Origin of the sequence: Methyloversatilis sp. RAC08, from assembly GCF_001713355.1 — a bacterium.
GTDB lineage: Bacteria > Pseudomonadota > Gammaproteobacteria > Burkholderiales > Rhodocyclaceae > Methyloversatilis.
The window spans coordinates 452,349-466,823 of the sequence record NZ_CP016448.1 but is presented as its reverse complement, the minus strand read 5'-3'; the positions used below and the strand labels follow the sequence as shown (position 1 = coordinate 466,823).

Sequence of the window (14,475 nt, the reverse complement as noted above, 5' to 3'; positions counted from 1 at the left end):
GAGATTCTATGTCTGAGCACAAGTGTTTTTGTGCTCCCTGGGTTGGTATTGCGAGCCGGTTTTCATGAGAGAGAACGCAACGCGAGCGATCTTTCTCGCGAGTGCGACGAGGGCCTGAGTGCAGGAGAATCCGCGAGCGATGCAGGCCTGATAGAAGGGTTTCCAGGTGGCTGAGCGGCTGGCTGCCATGGCGGCGTTGTGCAGGAGTCGGCGCACCTCCGGGTCGCCCTTTTTGCTCAGGGTGCCGCGGGCGTTCTGGTTTCCCGATTGGCGCACGCACACATCGAGCCCGAGATAGGCGATGAAGGCGTCTGCGCTTTTGAAGGCGCCCCGATGGAAGGTCGCGCACAAGGCGGCGGCGCTCAGCGGACCGACGCCTTCGATACCCTGGCAGCGGCGGTGATCGTCGATCCAGTCGCTGGCTTTGAGCTTTTCCACGATCTGGGCCTGAATCTGCTGGGCGAGCCGGTCGGCCTTGGCCAGCAAGGCGCGCACCTCGCGCTTGAAGCCGGGCAGATCGAACAGGCTCTGGCGCAAGATGACGGCGGTCCGGACCAGGGTGGCGCGACGACGCAGCAGTTGCTGCACGCGTTGCGTGGCCTCGGGCGGCAGCGTGTAGGGGCGCAGGTGCGAGCCCTCTTTGGCGACGTAGCGGGCGATGAGCCGGGCGTCGATCGGGTCGGTCTTGGCCCGCACGCTGGTGGCGCCGCGGTAGCGCGAGAGGCGGTAGCCGTCGATCAGGTAGAGCGGGTGCCCGGCCTTGATCACGGCGTCGCGCAGCGCGAGGTGGTAGGTGCCGGTGGCCTCGCAGCCGATGTGCAGCGGGCCGCTGGGCAAGGTGCGCAGCCAGGCCCGGATGGCTAGAGGGGTGTTGTCGATGCGCTGCACCGGGCCGTGCTCGCCCAGTGCGATATCGAGGCTGGCTTTGGATACGTCGATGCCGATGTGAATCGGCGAAGGCTGACTTGTCATGAACAGGCGCTCCCGACTAAGGTTTAGGGACTTGTCGGGACTCACCAGGCAATCGCTTGCAGGATATGGTCGATCAGGGCCGGCGAGGGCCGCGTCGATGGATTCCTCATGGGTGCTCGATGGTGAGGGGCGGGACGATATCTCCCACGGTCTGTGCAAAAGCCAGAAGCGGCGTTAGTCCCTCCACCCCGACAAGTTCTCACTACAACTTGCCGAGACAGAACATACAAGCGGCGCCTGTGGGAGCGGCGGCCTCGCCGCGATGCGCACGTCGCACAGCGCTGGTCATGGCACTGATCGCGACGAGGCCGTCGCTCCCACAGATACATCACCTTCGCTTGAGGCCTCGCCGCGATGCGCACTTTGCACAGCGCTGGTCATGGCACTGATCGCGACGGGGCCGTCGCTCCCACAGATACATCGCCTTCGCTTGAGGCCTTGCCGCGATGCGCACTTTGCACAGCGATGGTCATGGCACCGATCGCGACGAGGTCGTCGCTCCCACAGATACATCGCCTTCGCTTGAAGTCTCGCCGTGATCTTCGGAGGCGCGCCACTCCTGATGCACAGGCGGCCGCTGTGGGATCGGCAGCCTGTGGGATCGGCGGCCTCGCCGCGATGCGCACTTTGCACAGCGATGATCATGGCACTGATCGCGACGAGGCCGTCGCTCCCACAGATACATCGCCTTCGCTTGAGGCCTCGCCGCGATGCGCACTTTGCACAGCGATGGTCATGGCACTGATCGCGACGAGGCCGTCGCTCCCACAGTCCCTGCGCTTGAAGCCTCACCGTGAACGAAGAAAAGGAAGGCAGAGCCTTCCTTTTCTTGTCTTCAGCTGCTTGAGAATCAGCCGGCCTTGCGATAGGCCTTGGCTTCCTTCTTCAGACGCTTGAAGGTTTCCGGATCGGTCGCGCGCAGGTACTCGACGACATCCATGTCTTCGCGACGGATCTTGCTGATGTCGATCTGTTCGACATGAACCAGGCGCAGCAGAGCCTGAACAGGCTTGGGCATGTTGCGGCCGCTTTCGTAGCGGGATCCGCCGCTCTGCGTCACGCCGAGACGCGACCAGAACTGCGACTGGTTCATGCCCAGCTTCTTGCGAATCTCTCGTGCATCGATGGTGTCAGTGGATTTCATGCTCGTTGTCCTTGAAGAAATGAATGACGACCCAGCCGTGCCTGCCTTGAAAGTCCGGTCCGGGCAACTTGCCGAATCGCATAAATATGCTGCGTTTCTCCTATCACTAAAGGCATAAGAGAAATTCAGTATAAATGATCGCATCGTCCTGTATCAAACAGATTTGCATATTTTTGCAACTCGATTGCTGCGCGAAAAGCCGGTGCGCCGAGCGGTCCGCGAACATGCCAGCCGGTCATCGGTTGCGAGCGCGGCGCGGCGTGCTGCCGGGCGGATCGGTTACAATCGCCGGTTTTCGTATAACGCTGCGGAAGTACAGATGGCCCTCATAGTCCAGAAATACGGCGGTACGTCGGTCGGCAAGCCCGACCGCATCAAGAGCGTGGCGCGCCGCGTCGCGCGCTACGTTGCCCGCGGCGATCAGGTGATCGTCGTGGTGTCGGCGATGAGCGGCGAAACCAACCGCCTGCTCGGTCTCGCGAAAGAGGTGTCGCCGGCACCCGATCCGCGCGAACTCGACGTGCTCGCGTCGACCGGCGAGCAGGTCACCATCGGCCTGCTGTCGATGGCGCTGAAGGATCTCGGGCTGAAGGCGCGCAGCTACACCGGCGGTCAGGTGCGCATCCTGACTGACAGCGCGTTCACCAAGGCGCGCATCCTGTCCATCGACGAACGCAACATCCGGCGCGATCTCGACGACGGCAATGTGGTCGTGGTGGCGGGTTTCCAGGGGGTGGATGCCGACGGCAACATCACCACGCTCGGCCGCGGCGGCTCCGACACCACCGGCGTCGCGCTGGCCGCGGCACTGAAAGCAGACGAGTGCCAGATCTTCACCGATGTCGACGGGGTGTACACCACCGACCCGCGCATCGTCCCCGAAGCGCGCCGGCTCGACCGCATCACCTTCGAGGAAATGCTCGAAATGGCCAGCCTCGGCTCCAAGGTGCTGCAGATCCGCTCGGTCGAGTTCGCAGGCAAGTACAAGGTCAAGCTGCGCGTGCTGTCCAGTTTCGAGGACGAGGGCCACGAAGGTCCGGGCACGCTGATTACTGTCGAGGAAGAAGCCAATATGGAACAACCCATCATTTCCGGCATCGCGTTCAACCGCGACGAAGCCAAGATCACCGTACTGGGCGTGCCTGACCGCCCGGGCATCGCCTACCAGATCCTCGGCCCGATCGCCGACGCCAACATCGACGTCGACATGATCATCCAGAACGTCGGCCACGACGGCTCGACCGACTTCTCGTTCACGGTCAACCGCGGCGAGTTCGCCAAGGCGATGGAAATCGTCGAAGGCGTGCGCCAGCACATCGGCGCGCGCGAGATCAAGGGCGACAACAAGATCTGCAAGGTGTCGGCGGTCGGCGTCGGCATGCGTTCGCACCCGGGCGTCGCCAGCAAGATGTTCCGCACGCTGGCCGAAGAGGGCATCAACATCCAGATGATTTCGACATCCGAAATCAAGGTGTCGGTGGTACTCGACGAGAAGTACCTCGAACTCGCCGTGCGCGTGCTGCACCGCGCGTTCGAACTCGACCAGCCGGCGGCTTGATCCGCTCGGCAGGCGCGATGCGCGTTTGACCCGGGCAGGGTCAGGCGGTATGATTCGCGCGCTTTTGGAAGGACCGGAGGGGTGGCCGAGTGGTCGAAGGCACTCCCCTGCTAAGGGAGCATACGGGCCAAAACCTGTATCGAGGGTTCGAATCCCTCCTCCTCCGCCAGTTTCAGAGCTTGAACGGCAGTATATTTGTGCTAATATCTTGCCTCTTTGCAGCGCGCCCGTAGCTCAGCTGGATAGAGTACTTGGCTACGAACCAAGGGGTCGGGCGTTCGAATCGCTCCGGGCGCGCCAACAACGCAAAGACAGTCGGAAAGAAAAGCCAGTCGTCAGACTGGCTTTTTTCTTTTGTGCGGTCGGGGATGGGTGATGGGCTGCGGGGCGGGGGCAGCACCCTGGTTTGAATGTCGATGATCCTCAGGCTGCCTTGCGAGCCGGCGCCTTTTTCACTTTCATCTCAACGCGCATTCCGGCCTTTGCGAGCATGCTTACCAGCGCATCCAGGCTGAATTCGTTGATCTTTCCCTTCAGCAGCATGTTCAGCCGCGGCTGCGTCACCCCCATCAGGCGGGCAGCCCGCTGCTGCGTCTGGTCGCTGTCCGCGACATACTTACGGATCGCATGCATCAGTTCTGATCGCAGTGCCAGGTGTTGTGCCTCTTCCGGATCGAAGCCCAAGTCGGCAAAGACGTTACCGCTGCCCCTTTCGATGGTCGTGTCAGGTGTGCTCATTTCGTTTCAATCGTTGCCAGCAGATCTCGGTAACGGCGCGCCGCCAGATCGATATCGGCCTTCGACGTGCGCTGTGTCTTCTTGATGAAGGCGTGCAACATAGACGGCTTCTTCGAACTTCGCCACGTACACCACGCGATAGGCGCTTTCGGTGCGGATGCGAATCTCCCGCACGCCTGCGCCGATTCCCGACATGGGCTTCCAGTCGCTTGGGTCGCCGCCTTGCTGAACGGCCCACAACTGATACCCGGCTTCGCGCTTCGCATCAGGCGGGAATGCAGACATGGCCTTCAGGCTGTCGCCCATCCAAAGAATCGACTTCATCGTCAATTTATACGTTTTCCAATATAACAAGCAAGCGCGGAATGTTCCGGAAAACCGGGGGGTGAAGAGCCGGGCGCGGCAATAACGCAAAGGCAGTCGGAAAGAAAAGCCCGTCGTCAGACTTGCTTTTCTCCTTTGTGCGGGCTGCGCTGGCTATCCGGGATTGGACGGGCCGCTCATCATGCCGCGCTGTGCGCAACCGGCGCGGGGTCGTGCTTGTCCATCGTCCATGCCTCCGTGACGGTCGCGCCAGATCATCCGCACCGGCTGCCGCGCTCAGCGCCGCAAGCGCCACTATATTTGGTCCATTGGTGATTCTAACTATGCAAATGTCTTTTGCGGACATGTGCGGTCGATGAACGCCGCCACATTGATCAAACGCAAGGCAGATTCCCACGCGGCATCCATGCTTGAAGTGTCGAAGGCACCCGCCTTTGCGTCACATGGAGATGTGTCATGCCGAAGATCAGCGATCTCATCAATCCGGGACTTCATCGCCCCACCGGACCGGTTGTGCGCCCGCCGCTGGAGTTTGCCAAGGCGACCGTGATCCTGTTCGACGATGTGCCCGAGGGCACTGTGATCGACACCCAGTACGCAGCCAAGGGCGTGACCTTCGCGTCGATCACGACCCAACCGGCCAAGCGCTGGCACGCATACGCGCGTTCGGCCTGGGGCATGGAATCGGCACCGAACGGCATTTCCGTGGTCGCGCCGCCGCAGCTCTGCATGTTCGACGCACGTCAGGGCGGCATCGAAGCCGTCTTCGCGAAACCGCAGCGCTGGGTTTCGATCGACGCCAAGCCGATGGAAGCGCCGGAAGGCATGACCGCGGCGACCGCGCAGCCCTTCCTCGAAGCCTATGACGCCGCCGGAAAGCTGCTCGGACGCGCCGAGTACCCGGTGGCTCACAGCGATGCGGCGTGGGGTAGCTGGCAGATCGTGCTTTACTCGTCCACCACCGCCAACATCGCGAAGGTCATTTTCTCGTGCTCGCGCGACGGCAACACGCCGGTGTATTCACTGTTCGACCGCTTTGCCTTCGCGCCCGAACGGTCGCTGATCGCTCGCCCGCTGGGCGGCTGAAGCGGTTTTGTCATCCGGGCCCGGATCCGACACCACACAAAGGGCTGCCAATGGCCCACGGAGGAAATCGTCATGAATCTGCCCCTGACCTCGGAACAACGTCAGCGCCTCGAACTCATCCTGCGTCAGGAACACGAAGAACTGAGCGCGCGGCGCAAGGCGTATCTCGGTGGCCTCACGCGTGCCGAGCACGCCCGCGAAGTGCTGCTGCAGGACGGTGACGACGCGCCGCAGCGCGCGTCCGACCGCGAGATCGATCTGCAGCGTGTCGAAGAAGACGTCGTGCGCCTCGCCGACATCGACGCCGCGCTGCAGCGGATCGCCGAAGGCAACTACGGCATCTGCCGCGAGTGCGGCGCAGACATCCCGGCCAAACGGCTGGAAGTCGCGCCCCAGGCCAGGTACTGCGTCGCCTGCGAAGCGCAACGCGAACGCGGCCACAAACCCGCAGCAAGCCTCTGAAGCCGCCCGTGCGCAGGGGCCGCGCCCGCGGAGACCGCGTCGAAGTCTCAAGCGCAGGGACTGTGGGAGCGACGGCCCCGTCGCGATCAGTGCCATGACCATCACGGTTCAACGTGCGTTTCGCGGCGAGGCCGCCGCTCCCACAGGGATTGGCGCCGCTGCAGATACCACGGCGAGGCCTCAAGCGCAGGGACTTGTGGGAGCGACGGCCCCGTCGCGATCAGTGCCATGACCATCGCCGTGCAAAGTGCCTATCGCGGCGAGGCCGCCGCTCCCACAGGGGTGGCGCCGCTCCGGATACCGCGGCGAGGCCTCAAGCGCAGGGACTTGTGGGAGCGACGGCCCCGTCGCGATCAGTGCCATGACCATCACAGTTCAGCGTGCCTATCGCGGCGAAGCCGCCGCTCCCACAGGGGGTGGTGCCGCTCCGGATACCACGGCGAGGCCTCAAGCGCAGGGACTTGTGGGAGCGACGGCCCCGTCGCGATCAGTGCCATGACCATCACAGTTCAGCGTGCCTATCGCGGCGAAGCCGCCGCTTGTATGTTCTGTCTCGGCAAGTTGTAGTGAGAACTTGTCGGGGTGGAGGGACTAACGCCGCTTCTGGCTTTTGCACAGACCGTGGGAGATATCGTCCCGCCCCTCACCATCGAGCACCCATGAGGAATCCATCGACGCGGCCCTCGCCGGCCCTGATCGACCATATCCTGCAAGCGATTGCCTGGTGAGTCCCGACAAGTCCCTAAACCTTAGTCGGGAGCGCCTGTTCATGACAAGTCAGCCTTCGCCGATTCACATCGGCATCGACGTATCCAAAGCCAGCCTCGATATCGCACTGGGCGAGCACGGCCCGGTGCAGCGCATCGACAACACCCCTCTAGCCATCCGGGCCTGGCTGCGCACCTTGCCCAGCGGCCCGCTGCACATCGGCTGCGAGGCCACCGGCACCTACCACCTCGCGCTGCGCGACGCCGTGATCAAGGCCGGGCACCCGCTCTACCTGATCGACGGCTACCGCCTCTCGCGCTACCGCGGCGCCACCAGCGTGCGGGCCAAGACCGACCCGATCGACGCCCGGCTCATCGCCCGCTACGTCGCCAAAGAGGGCTCGCACCTGCGCCCCTACACGCTGCCGCCCGAGGCCACGCAACGCGTGCAGCAACTGCTGCGTCGTCGCGCCACCCTGGTCCGGACCGCCGTCATCTTGCGCCAGAGCCTGTTCGATCTGCCCGGCTTCAAGCGCGAGGTGCGCGCCTTGCTGGCCAAGGCCGACCGGCTCGCCCAGCAGATTCAGGCCCAGATCGTGGAAAAGCTCAAAGCCAGCGACTGGATCGACGATCACCGCCGCTGCCAGGGTATCGAAGGCGTCGGTCCGCTGAGCGCCGCCGCCTTGTGCGCGACCTTCCATCGGGGCGCCTTCAAAAGCGCAGACGCCTTCATCGCCTATCTCGGGCTCGATGTGTGCGTGCGCCAATCGGGAAACCAGAACGCCCGCGGCACCCTGAGCAAAAAGGGCGACCCGGAGGTGCGCCGACTCCTGCACAACGCCGCCATGGCAGCCAGCCGCTCAGCCACCTGGAAACCCTTCTATCAGGCCTGCATCGCTCGCGGATTCTCCTGCACTCAGGCCCTCGTCGCACTCGCGAGAAAGATCGCTCGCGTTGCGTTCTCTCTCATGAAAACCGGCTCGCAATACCAACCCAGGGAGCACAAAAACACTTGTGCTCAGACATAGAATCTCCCACAGGGGGCAGTGCCGCTCCGGATACCGCGGCGTAGCCTCAAGCGCAGGGACTTGTGGGAGCGACGGCCCCGTCGCGATCAGTGCAGCGGCCATCGCCGTGCGAAGTGCGTATCGCGGCGAGGCCGCCGCTCCCACAACAAACAGCACTGCTCCCACAACAAACAGCACTGCTCCCACAGGAACCTCGCCGCTCCCACCAGACCTTCACTGATTTCAAGGTGCGTCGCGTCGGCCAGACGGCCGGGTTGAGGCATCGATCGATGCCGAAGGGTGCGTGGTCATCCTTCTGATTGATGCAGGTCGCGCCTCGGTGAACCTTCTCTCCTCATTTCAGCAGCCTTGATGCAGCGCAAGCCGTATTGGCGCGCTGCGCCCATGCTTGGTACATCGAAGGCAACAGCTTTCGCCCCGCGCGGAAACGTCCGATCAGGATTTGAAACTACACAGCGGGCCACCACAGCATTGCAACGGAGGCCTTCATGCATATCTTCATGACTGCAACACAGCAGAAGCATTTCGAAAGCGTCCTGCGTCGGCAACAGGCGGAACTGGCTGCCCGACGCAGAGCGTATCTCGCGGGGATGACCCGATCCGAGCCTGCGCCCGAGGTGCTGCTGCAAGATGGCGACGACGCTGCGCAGCGCGCGTCCGATCGCGCGATCGATCTGCAGCGCGTGGAAGAGGACGTTGCGTGCCTCAGTTCGATCAACGCCGCGCTGGTGAGGATCGCCGCAGGCACGTACGGCATCTGCCGCGAGTGCTGCAACGACATCCCGGTCGAGCGACTCGAAATCGCCGCGCAAACGCCCTATTGCGTCGTCTGCGAAGCGCGATGCGAGTGTGTCCGCAAGCCTTCGCACAAGCTTTAAAGCACTCTCTGCCGCTCGGAATGCCGCACCGCCTGGTGTGAGCCCGGTGGGAGCGGCCACTGTGTGAGCCAGTCACTTTGGGGCAGCCCCTGTGAGCTTGCCGCTGTGGGATCCAGATCCTGTGTGGGATGCAGCTCCTGAGGGATCCAGCCACTGTGGGATGCAGCCACTGAGGGAGCAGCCACTGTGGGAGCAGCCACTGTGGGAGCGGCGGCCTCGCCGCGATCAGTGCAGCGATGATCGATGATCAACGTGCGTATCGCGGCGAGGCCGCCGCTCCCACAGAAAGCCTCGCTGCTCCCACAGAAAGCCTCGCTGCTCCCACAGAAAGCCTCGCTGCTCCCACAGAAAGCCTCGCTGCTCCCACAGAAAGCCTCGCTGCTCCCACAGAAAGCCTCGCCGCTCCCACAGAAAGCCTCGCTGCTCCCACAGAAAGCCTCGCTGCTCCCACAGAAAGCCTCGCTGCTCCTACAGAGCGCCTCACCACCCCCACAGAAGCCTTGCCCTTCCTCAAATCCCCGCAGCGCCGTGAAGTCCTGCCAAAAGAAGCCGCCCTACACGAAAGCGTCGCTCCGCCGAAACACGGCTGAGCTCGCTGCCTGCGCCGGTCCGCAGCACCATGCCGAGGGGGGGCTGGTGCACTGCAGGTTCGCCGTTCGGCCCGGGTGAGGTAGGGTGCGCGGTGCGGTGATTGCACGGAACCAACCGAACTGAGGCGGAGCGTGTTGCATGAGGAAGACGTACTCACCCCGGGGCTTCATCGAGGCGCTTTCGGCCTTTCTCATTCGCGGCTCGCTGAAGCTGGTGTTGAAGCCGGCGTTTTCGCCGCGTTGGTCGATTGATGCGCAGCGGCGCTGGCTGGCGCGGCTCGCCAGAACCACGCTGGTGCCGGCCGGGGTGTCGATCGAGCCGGCCACGGTCGGCGGGGTGCCGGGCGAATGGCTGCGCCGGCACGACACGCCGCCGGTGCGACCGGGCGTCATCCTGTATCTGCACGGCGGCGCCTACTGCGTGGGCTCGGCACATGGCCATCGGGCGCTGACATCGCGCATCGCGCTGGCCAGCGGCCTGTCGGTGTTTTCGCTGGAATACCGGCTCGCTCCCGAACACCGCTTTCCGGCCGCCATCGACGACGCCGTGGCAGCTTTCCGCGCGCTGAACGAGCAGGGCCCGGTCGTCATCGCCGGCGATTCGGCGGGTGGCGGTCTGGCACTGGCGGCGGCCCTCGCGCTGCGCGACGCCGATGCGCCGCGCCCTGCCGCCCTCGTGCTGCTGTCGCCCTGGGTGGACATGACACCCGCCGGCATGCCCGACACGATTCCCGCCGGCGAAGCCATGCTCAGTACCGACTGGGCCTCAGCCTGCGCCGCGCACTACCTGGGCGACGCGCCGCCCGAATCGCCGCTCGCCTCGCCGCTGCACACCGATCTGCGCAGCCTGCCGCCGACGCTGATCCAGGCCGGCACCGACGAGCTGCTGCACGACCAGGCGGTGGCGCTGCACGACGCGCTCGAGGCCGCGGGCGTCGAAGTCGAGTGCGACATCACCGAGCGGCGCTGGCATGTGTTCCAGATGCATGGCGGCGCGCTGCCCAGCGCCGACGCGGCCATCGCCCGCATCGCCCGTTTCACGCACGCATCGCTCGCGCACGCCACGCCGCCCATCACCACGCGGCACGAGGTGGTCATCCTCGGCGCCGGCATGTCCGGCCTGTGCATGGCGGTGCAGCTCAAGCGCGCCGGCATCCACGATTTCGTCATCCTCGAAAAGCAGCCGGGGCTCGGCGGCACCTGGTGGGACAACACCTACCCGGGCGCCCATGTCGACGTGCCCGCACCGGCCTATTCGTTCTCGTTCGCGCCCAACCCCGGCTGGTCGCGCCGCTTCGCCTCGGCGCCGGAAATCCAGGCCTACATGCAGCAGGTGGCCGAAAAGCACGGCCTGATCGGCCACATGCGGCTCGGTACGCGGCTCACCGAAGCCACGTTCGACGAATCCAGCGGCCGCTGGCAATTCGCCACCGAGCGCGGCGACGCGCTGAGCGCGCGCTTTTTCGTGTGCAGCACCGGCCCGCTGAGCCAGCTGCGCTGGCCCGACATCCCCGGGCTGGCCGATTTCCGCGGCAAGACCCTCCATTCCGCCCGCTGGGACCACGGCTATGCCATGGCCGGCAAGCGCGTCGCCGTCATTGGTACCGGCTCCACCGCGTCGCAACTGGTGCCGCCGGTCGCCGCCGAAGCAGGGCAACTGCACGTGTTCCAGCGCACCGCCAACTGGGTCATGCCGCGGCTCGACCGTCGCTACACCGTGTTCGACCGCGTGCTTGCCCACCTGCCGCCGTACGCCGCCGCGGTGCGGGCTGCCTGGGTGCAGGCGCTCGAACTGGGCCGACGCGGCTTCGATGAAGGCACGCTGGCACGCAAGTCCATGCTGATGACCGCCGCCCGCCACCGCGACAGGCAGGTGCCCGACGCCGCACTGCGCGAGCGGCTCACGCCGCCGTACCCGCTGGGCTGCAAGCGCATCATCTATTCCAACGATTTCTACCCCGCGCTGTGCCGACCCAATGTCGAACTGGTGACCGACGCCATCACCCGCATCACGGCGACCGGCGTGGTCACGGCTGACGGCCGTGAGCGCGAGATCGACACCCTGGTGTGCGCCACCGGCTTCGACGCGGTGCAGCTGCTGTCGTCGCTGCGCGTCACCGGTTGCGGCGGGCGCACGCTGGCCGACGCCTGGGCCGACGGCCCGGCCGCCTACCAGGGCATCACCGTGGCGGGTTTTCCCAATATGTTCCTGATGCTCGGCCCCAACACCGCCACCGGCCACACCTCGACGCTGCTCTATATAGAACCCGAAGTGCAGCACGCCATCGCCTGCATGCAGGCCGTGCGCACCGGCGGCCGGCGCTGGATCGACGTGCGCCCCGAAGTCGCCGACGCCTGGAACCGCGACCTGCAGCAGCGCCTTGGCACCTCGGTCTGGAGCCAGTGCCGCAGCTGGTACCGCATGGAAAACGGCCGCGTAATCGCCATCTTCCCCGGCTTCACCCGCGAATACGTGAAAGCCGTGAAGAAACCCGATCTGGCGGATTACACGCTGGCGTAAATGGAACGGACTTGCGGGCTGTGGTCTGTGGGATTGTGGGAGCGACGGCCCCGTCGCGATACGCGCTCCGCACAACGACGGTCGCTGCACGATCGCGGCGGGGGGCGCTGCTCCCAAAGTGCACGTGCGTGACTTCTTCGATCACCTCACGCGGCAACAGTGATCGATTCCCTTTGTCAGCCGGATCAATGGCATCAATCTTTTTGTACGCGTTTCTCTCGGTTCGCGTAATCATGACGTCGCTGGCGTGTGTTTACAGTTGCTTCATGCCAATGCACTGCGATTCCCTGCCGGCTATTCAGGTTGGACTCTGGGTTCGTCGTTCAGTCTTCGGGGCGGGCGCCGACGCGAAATCTTGGCGACAGCGCAAGCAACAGCAGCATTTTTCCACCCGCACGGACCTTGTCGATTCACCGTGTGATCTTCTTCTCCGAAACATCTGCTGCCGGAGGTTGCCATGCGTGTCGCGAAAGTTTTCAAGGGTTACATGACGAGTGCTGTCCTTTGGATCGGGCTGTTCTGCTCAGTGTCCGGGTCGGTATCTGCGAACACTGTTCATGTCGACTTCACCGATCAAGGTTCATTTCAGGCCGACGTATGGCAGCAAGGTGCGCTCACCATCACCGGCTCTGACAAGCTCAATTTTCTTCAGCTCAACGGGATCGGTATCGTTGGGCAGATCGACCACGCGATAGACCCCGGTGAAACAGTCATTTTCTCGTTTGCCGGCCCAGCGAACTACGTGAAGCTGTTCAACGGTTCGATTGGCAACCTCAGTGGCGTCAAATACAACACCGCGACGATCAATGCTTTTGGCGTCAACGGCACTTTTCTCGGCACTGCTGCAGGCGTTGAACCCACGCCGTGGATCGTCGTTTCCGAGCTTTTCGGTGACGAACTCATTACGTCTTTCTCCGTGCGGGCCACAGAAGACATCTATCGGTTCAGTGCGCTTGAGTACGCCCTCGCCGCACCGGTGCCCGAGCCCGGATCTGGCTGGATGATGATCGGCGGCCTGTGCTTGCTGATCTATGCGGGTAGATCAGCCCGTCAAAACTGAGCAACCGCAAGTTACGCAACGCGCGTGCTCGTAACAAAGCAGTGGCACCGCACAAACGTTACGCCGCGTCGGTTTTCGTAGGAGCCTCCACGGCAGTCAAGCCCTTACCACCATGCAAACGACCCGTTTTGCGATGGTTTTACCCTCATCAAGAGAAATCGCCCCCGTCGTCGGTAAAGCGGGCGGCGACGAACCCTCGTCATGTCAGCGTCCGCCGACACCGCGCCGTCACTTGACCGCAACCGTGACGTAGTACTCTGCGGAAGGTTGCACTGCAACATGCATCCGGCTACTTTCGGGACTGTCACACATCGTGAGATGGTCGCCTTCAGACCTTGAAGGTCAAGGGGCATACTTCGTAGCCCGGTTTCTCACATTGCAACGGTTCCCGCGTCACTGATGAAAAAATCGCGTACCCCTGCGCTGGCACCCGCCGTATTCAAGAAATCTGCCTTGCCGATCGATGCTGTCGCGGTGCCCTTAGAGGCGGCCCTCCCGTGGCGTTCTGGCGCTTCGTACGTCGTTGCTTCTGGCGCAAGGGTTCCACATGATTTGCAGCCCCAAGGCGACTCTGGACACGCTCTTGGGAGACACAGCGATTCACAGCATCACCAGCCGACAATTTCCGCCGACTGGCGGCGCACATCTGTGAATAAACTCCAATCAATTTGCATGCAAGATATTCGAATTTCATGAGAAAAAATCTGATTATGGCGGTAGTCGCAACTGCCCTGATGAGTTCCGCCGCCGCTCTTGCGTACGTTCTTAAACCTGATCTTCGCGCAGCAACGACAGTCCGCCTCGAAAAACTTGAAGATATTGTTCCTAAGCAGTTTGGAGATTGGAAACTCAACGAACGTGCGTCCGGAGGTTTGGTGAATCCTCAAACAGAGGAGATCCTCAATAGTCTCTATGACGAAATTCTCACGAGAACCTATGTTAATCAAAAAGGGCAGTATGTGATGCTGTCGCTTGCATTTGGTGCTGATCAATCAAAAGCGACGCAGATCCATCGCCCGGAAGTGTGTTACCCAGCTCAGGGATTTCAAATCAAGAAGGCGGAGAAAAGCGAATTACTGTTGAATGAGAAAAGTATTCCAGTGATGAAACTCGTAGCGGTCGCTGGTAGTCGAGTCGAGCCGATAATCTACTGGATCGTTGTTGGCGATCAGGTCGTACGAGGCTGGTTCGAACAGAAGATGGCGGCAATCGATTATGGTGTTCGCGGACTGATCCCGTATGGTCTTTTGTTCAGAGTATCGACCATCGGACCTGATTCGGATAAACAATTTGAAGTTCAGCAGGAATTTCTCACGTCACTGCAATCAGCTGTAGACGAAGAAAATCAGACTCGTCTTTTTGGCAACAAGAACGGTTTATGATCAGATTTACTTTGAAAATCTGATC

General features: G+C 62.8%; 11 protein-coding genes, 2 tRNA genes and 1 pseudogene. 10 read left to right on the top strand and 4 right to left on the bottom strand.

Annotated elements, in window-relative coordinates; all coding sequences use genetic code 11:
* Window positions 1–6: 6 nt before the first annotated feature.
* Window positions 7–972 carry an IS110 family transposase gene (locus BSY238_RS02135; RefSeq protein WP_069037672.1) on the bottom strand — a complete coding sequence of 322 codons (966 nt, stop codon included), beginning with the start codon at window positions 970–972 and terminating at the stop codon, window positions 7–9.
* A gap of 850 nt (window positions 973–1,822) precedes the next feature.
* Window positions 1,823–2,116 (bottom strand): helix-turn-helix domain-containing protein, encoded by a 294-nt coding sequence (locus tag BSY238_RS02130; RefSeq protein WP_069037700.1) that lies wholly within the window; start codon window positions 2,114–2,116, stop codon window positions 1,823–1,825.
* A gap of 319 nt (window positions 2,117–2,435) precedes the next feature.
* Here BSY238_RS02130 and BSY238_RS02125 point away from each other — a divergent pair, with 319 nt between their 5' ends.
* The 3 genes from BSY238_RS02125 to BSY238_RS02115 all read left to right on the top strand — a co-directional run bounded on the left by BSY238_RS02125 (window position 2,436) and on the right by BSY238_RS02115 (window position 3,974).
* Entirely contained in the window at window positions 2,436–3,674 is a 1,239-nt protein-coding gene (locus BSY238_RS02125; RefSeq protein WP_069040385.1) for an aspartate kinase, read from the top strand.
* A gap of 75 nt (window positions 3,675–3,749) precedes the next feature.
* A tRNA-Ser gene (locus BSY238_RS02120) sits at window positions 3,750–3,843 on the top strand.
* Between the two features lie 54 nt (window positions 3,844–3,897).
* Window positions 3,898–3,974: transfer RNA gene (locus BSY238_RS02115), tRNA-Arg, on the top strand.
* A gap of 123 nt (window positions 3,975–4,097) precedes the next feature.
* Here BSY238_RS02115 and BSY238_RS02110 read toward each other — a convergent pair.
* A complete protein-coding gene (locus BSY238_RS02110; protein WP_069037699.1) occupies window positions 4,098–4,412 on the bottom strand; it encodes a helix-turn-helix domain-containing protein in 315 nt (104 codons plus the stop codon).
* Window positions 4,409–4,697, bottom strand: a pseudogene (locus BSY238_RS02105) (type II toxin-antitoxin system RelE/ParE family toxin). The gene BSY238_RS02110 and the pseudogene BSY238_RS02105 overlap by 4 nt, the downstream one beginning before the upstream one ends.
* A gap of 495 nt (window positions 4,698–5,192) precedes the next feature.
* Here BSY238_RS02105 and BSY238_RS02100 point away from each other — a divergent pair.
* The 7 genes from BSY238_RS02100 (at window position 5,193) to epsI (ending at window position 14,450) form a co-directional block, all read left to right on the top strand.
* On the top strand, window positions 5,193–5,822 hold the full coding sequence (locus BSY238_RS02100; RefSeq protein ID WP_069037698.1) for a hypothetical protein: 630 nt from the start codon (window positions 5,193–5,195) through the stop codon (window positions 5,820–5,822).
* A 72-nt stretch (window positions 5,823–5,894) separates the two neighbouring features.
* Entirely contained in the window at window positions 5,895–6,284 is a 390-nt protein-coding gene (locus BSY238_RS02095; protein ID WP_069037697.1) for a TraR/DksA family transcriptional regulator, read from the top strand.
* Between the two features lie 769 nt (window positions 6,285–7,053).
* Window positions 7,054–8,019 (top strand): IS110 family transposase, encoded by a 966-nt coding sequence (locus BSY238_RS02090; RefSeq protein WP_069037672.1) that lies wholly within the window; start codon window positions 7,054–7,056, stop codon window positions 8,017–8,019.
* A gap of 488 nt (window positions 8,020–8,507) precedes the next feature.
* Entirely contained in the window at window positions 8,508–8,897 is a 390-nt protein-coding gene (locus BSY238_RS02085) for a TraR/DksA family transcriptional regulator (RefSeq protein WP_069037696.1), read from the top strand.
* Between the two features lie 729 nt (window positions 8,898–9,626).
* Complete coding sequence (locus tag BSY238_RS17910; protein ID WP_083223881.1) at window positions 9,627–12,008, top strand: alpha/beta hydrolase fold domain-containing protein; 2,382 nt, start codon at window positions 9,627–9,629, stop codon at window positions 12,006–12,008.
* Between the two features lie 457 nt (window positions 12,009–12,465).
* Entirely contained in the window at window positions 12,466–13,068 is a 603-nt protein-coding gene (locus BSY238_RS02075) for a PEP-CTERM sorting domain-containing protein (RefSeq protein ID WP_150123863.1), read from the top strand.
* A gap of 692 nt (window positions 13,069–13,760) precedes the next feature.
* Complete coding sequence (gene epsI / locus BSY238_RS02070; protein ID WP_069037694.1) at window positions 13,761–14,450, top strand: exosortase-associated protein EpsI, B-type; 690 nt, start codon at window positions 13,761–13,763, stop codon at window positions 14,448–14,450.
* The last annotated feature ends 25 nt before the right edge of the window (window positions 14,451–14,475 follow it).

Excerpts from the sequence above, each read along its gene's own strand:
- BSY238_RS02135 (WP_069037672.1), bottom strand. The coding sequence starts at position 972 with ATGACAAGTCAGCCTTCGCCGATTCACATCGGCATCGACGTATCCAAA.
- BSY238_RS02130 (WP_069037700.1), bottom strand. The coding sequence starts at position 2,116 with ATGAAATCCACTGACACCATCGATGCACGAGAGATTCGCAAGAAGCTG.
- BSY238_RS02125 (WP_069040385.1), top strand. The coding sequence starts at position 2,436 with ATGGCCCTCATAGTCCAGAAATACGGCGGTACGTCGGTCGGCAAGCCC.
- BSY238_RS02110 (WP_069037699.1), bottom strand. The coding sequence starts at position 4,412 with ATGAGCACACCTGACACGACCATCGAAAGGGGCAGCGGTAACGTCTTT.
- BSY238_RS02100 (WP_069037698.1), top strand. The coding sequence starts at position 5,193 with ATGCCGAAGATCAGCGATCTCATCAATCCGGGACTTCATCGCCCCACC.
- BSY238_RS02095 (WP_069037697.1), top strand. The coding sequence starts at position 5,895 with ATGAATCTGCCCCTGACCTCGGAACAACGTCAGCGCCTCGAACTCATC.
- BSY238_RS02090 (WP_069037672.1), top strand. The coding sequence starts at position 7,054 with ATGACAAGTCAGCCTTCGCCGATTCACATCGGCATCGACGTATCCAAA.
- BSY238_RS02085 (WP_069037696.1), top strand. The coding sequence starts at position 8,508 with ATGCATATCTTCATGACTGCAACACAGCAGAAGCATTTCGAAAGCGTC.
- BSY238_RS17910 (WP_083223881.1), top strand. The coding sequence starts at position 9,627 with ATGAGGAAGACGTACTCACCCCGGGGCTTCATCGAGGCGCTTTCGGCC.
- BSY238_RS02075 (WP_150123863.1), top strand. The coding sequence starts at position 12,466 with ATGCGTGTCGCGAAAGTTTTCAAGGGTTACATGACGAGTGCTGTCCTT.
- epsI (WP_069037694.1), top strand. The coding sequence starts at position 13,761 with ATGAGAAAAAATCTGATTATGGCGGTAGTCGCAACTGCCCTGATGAGT.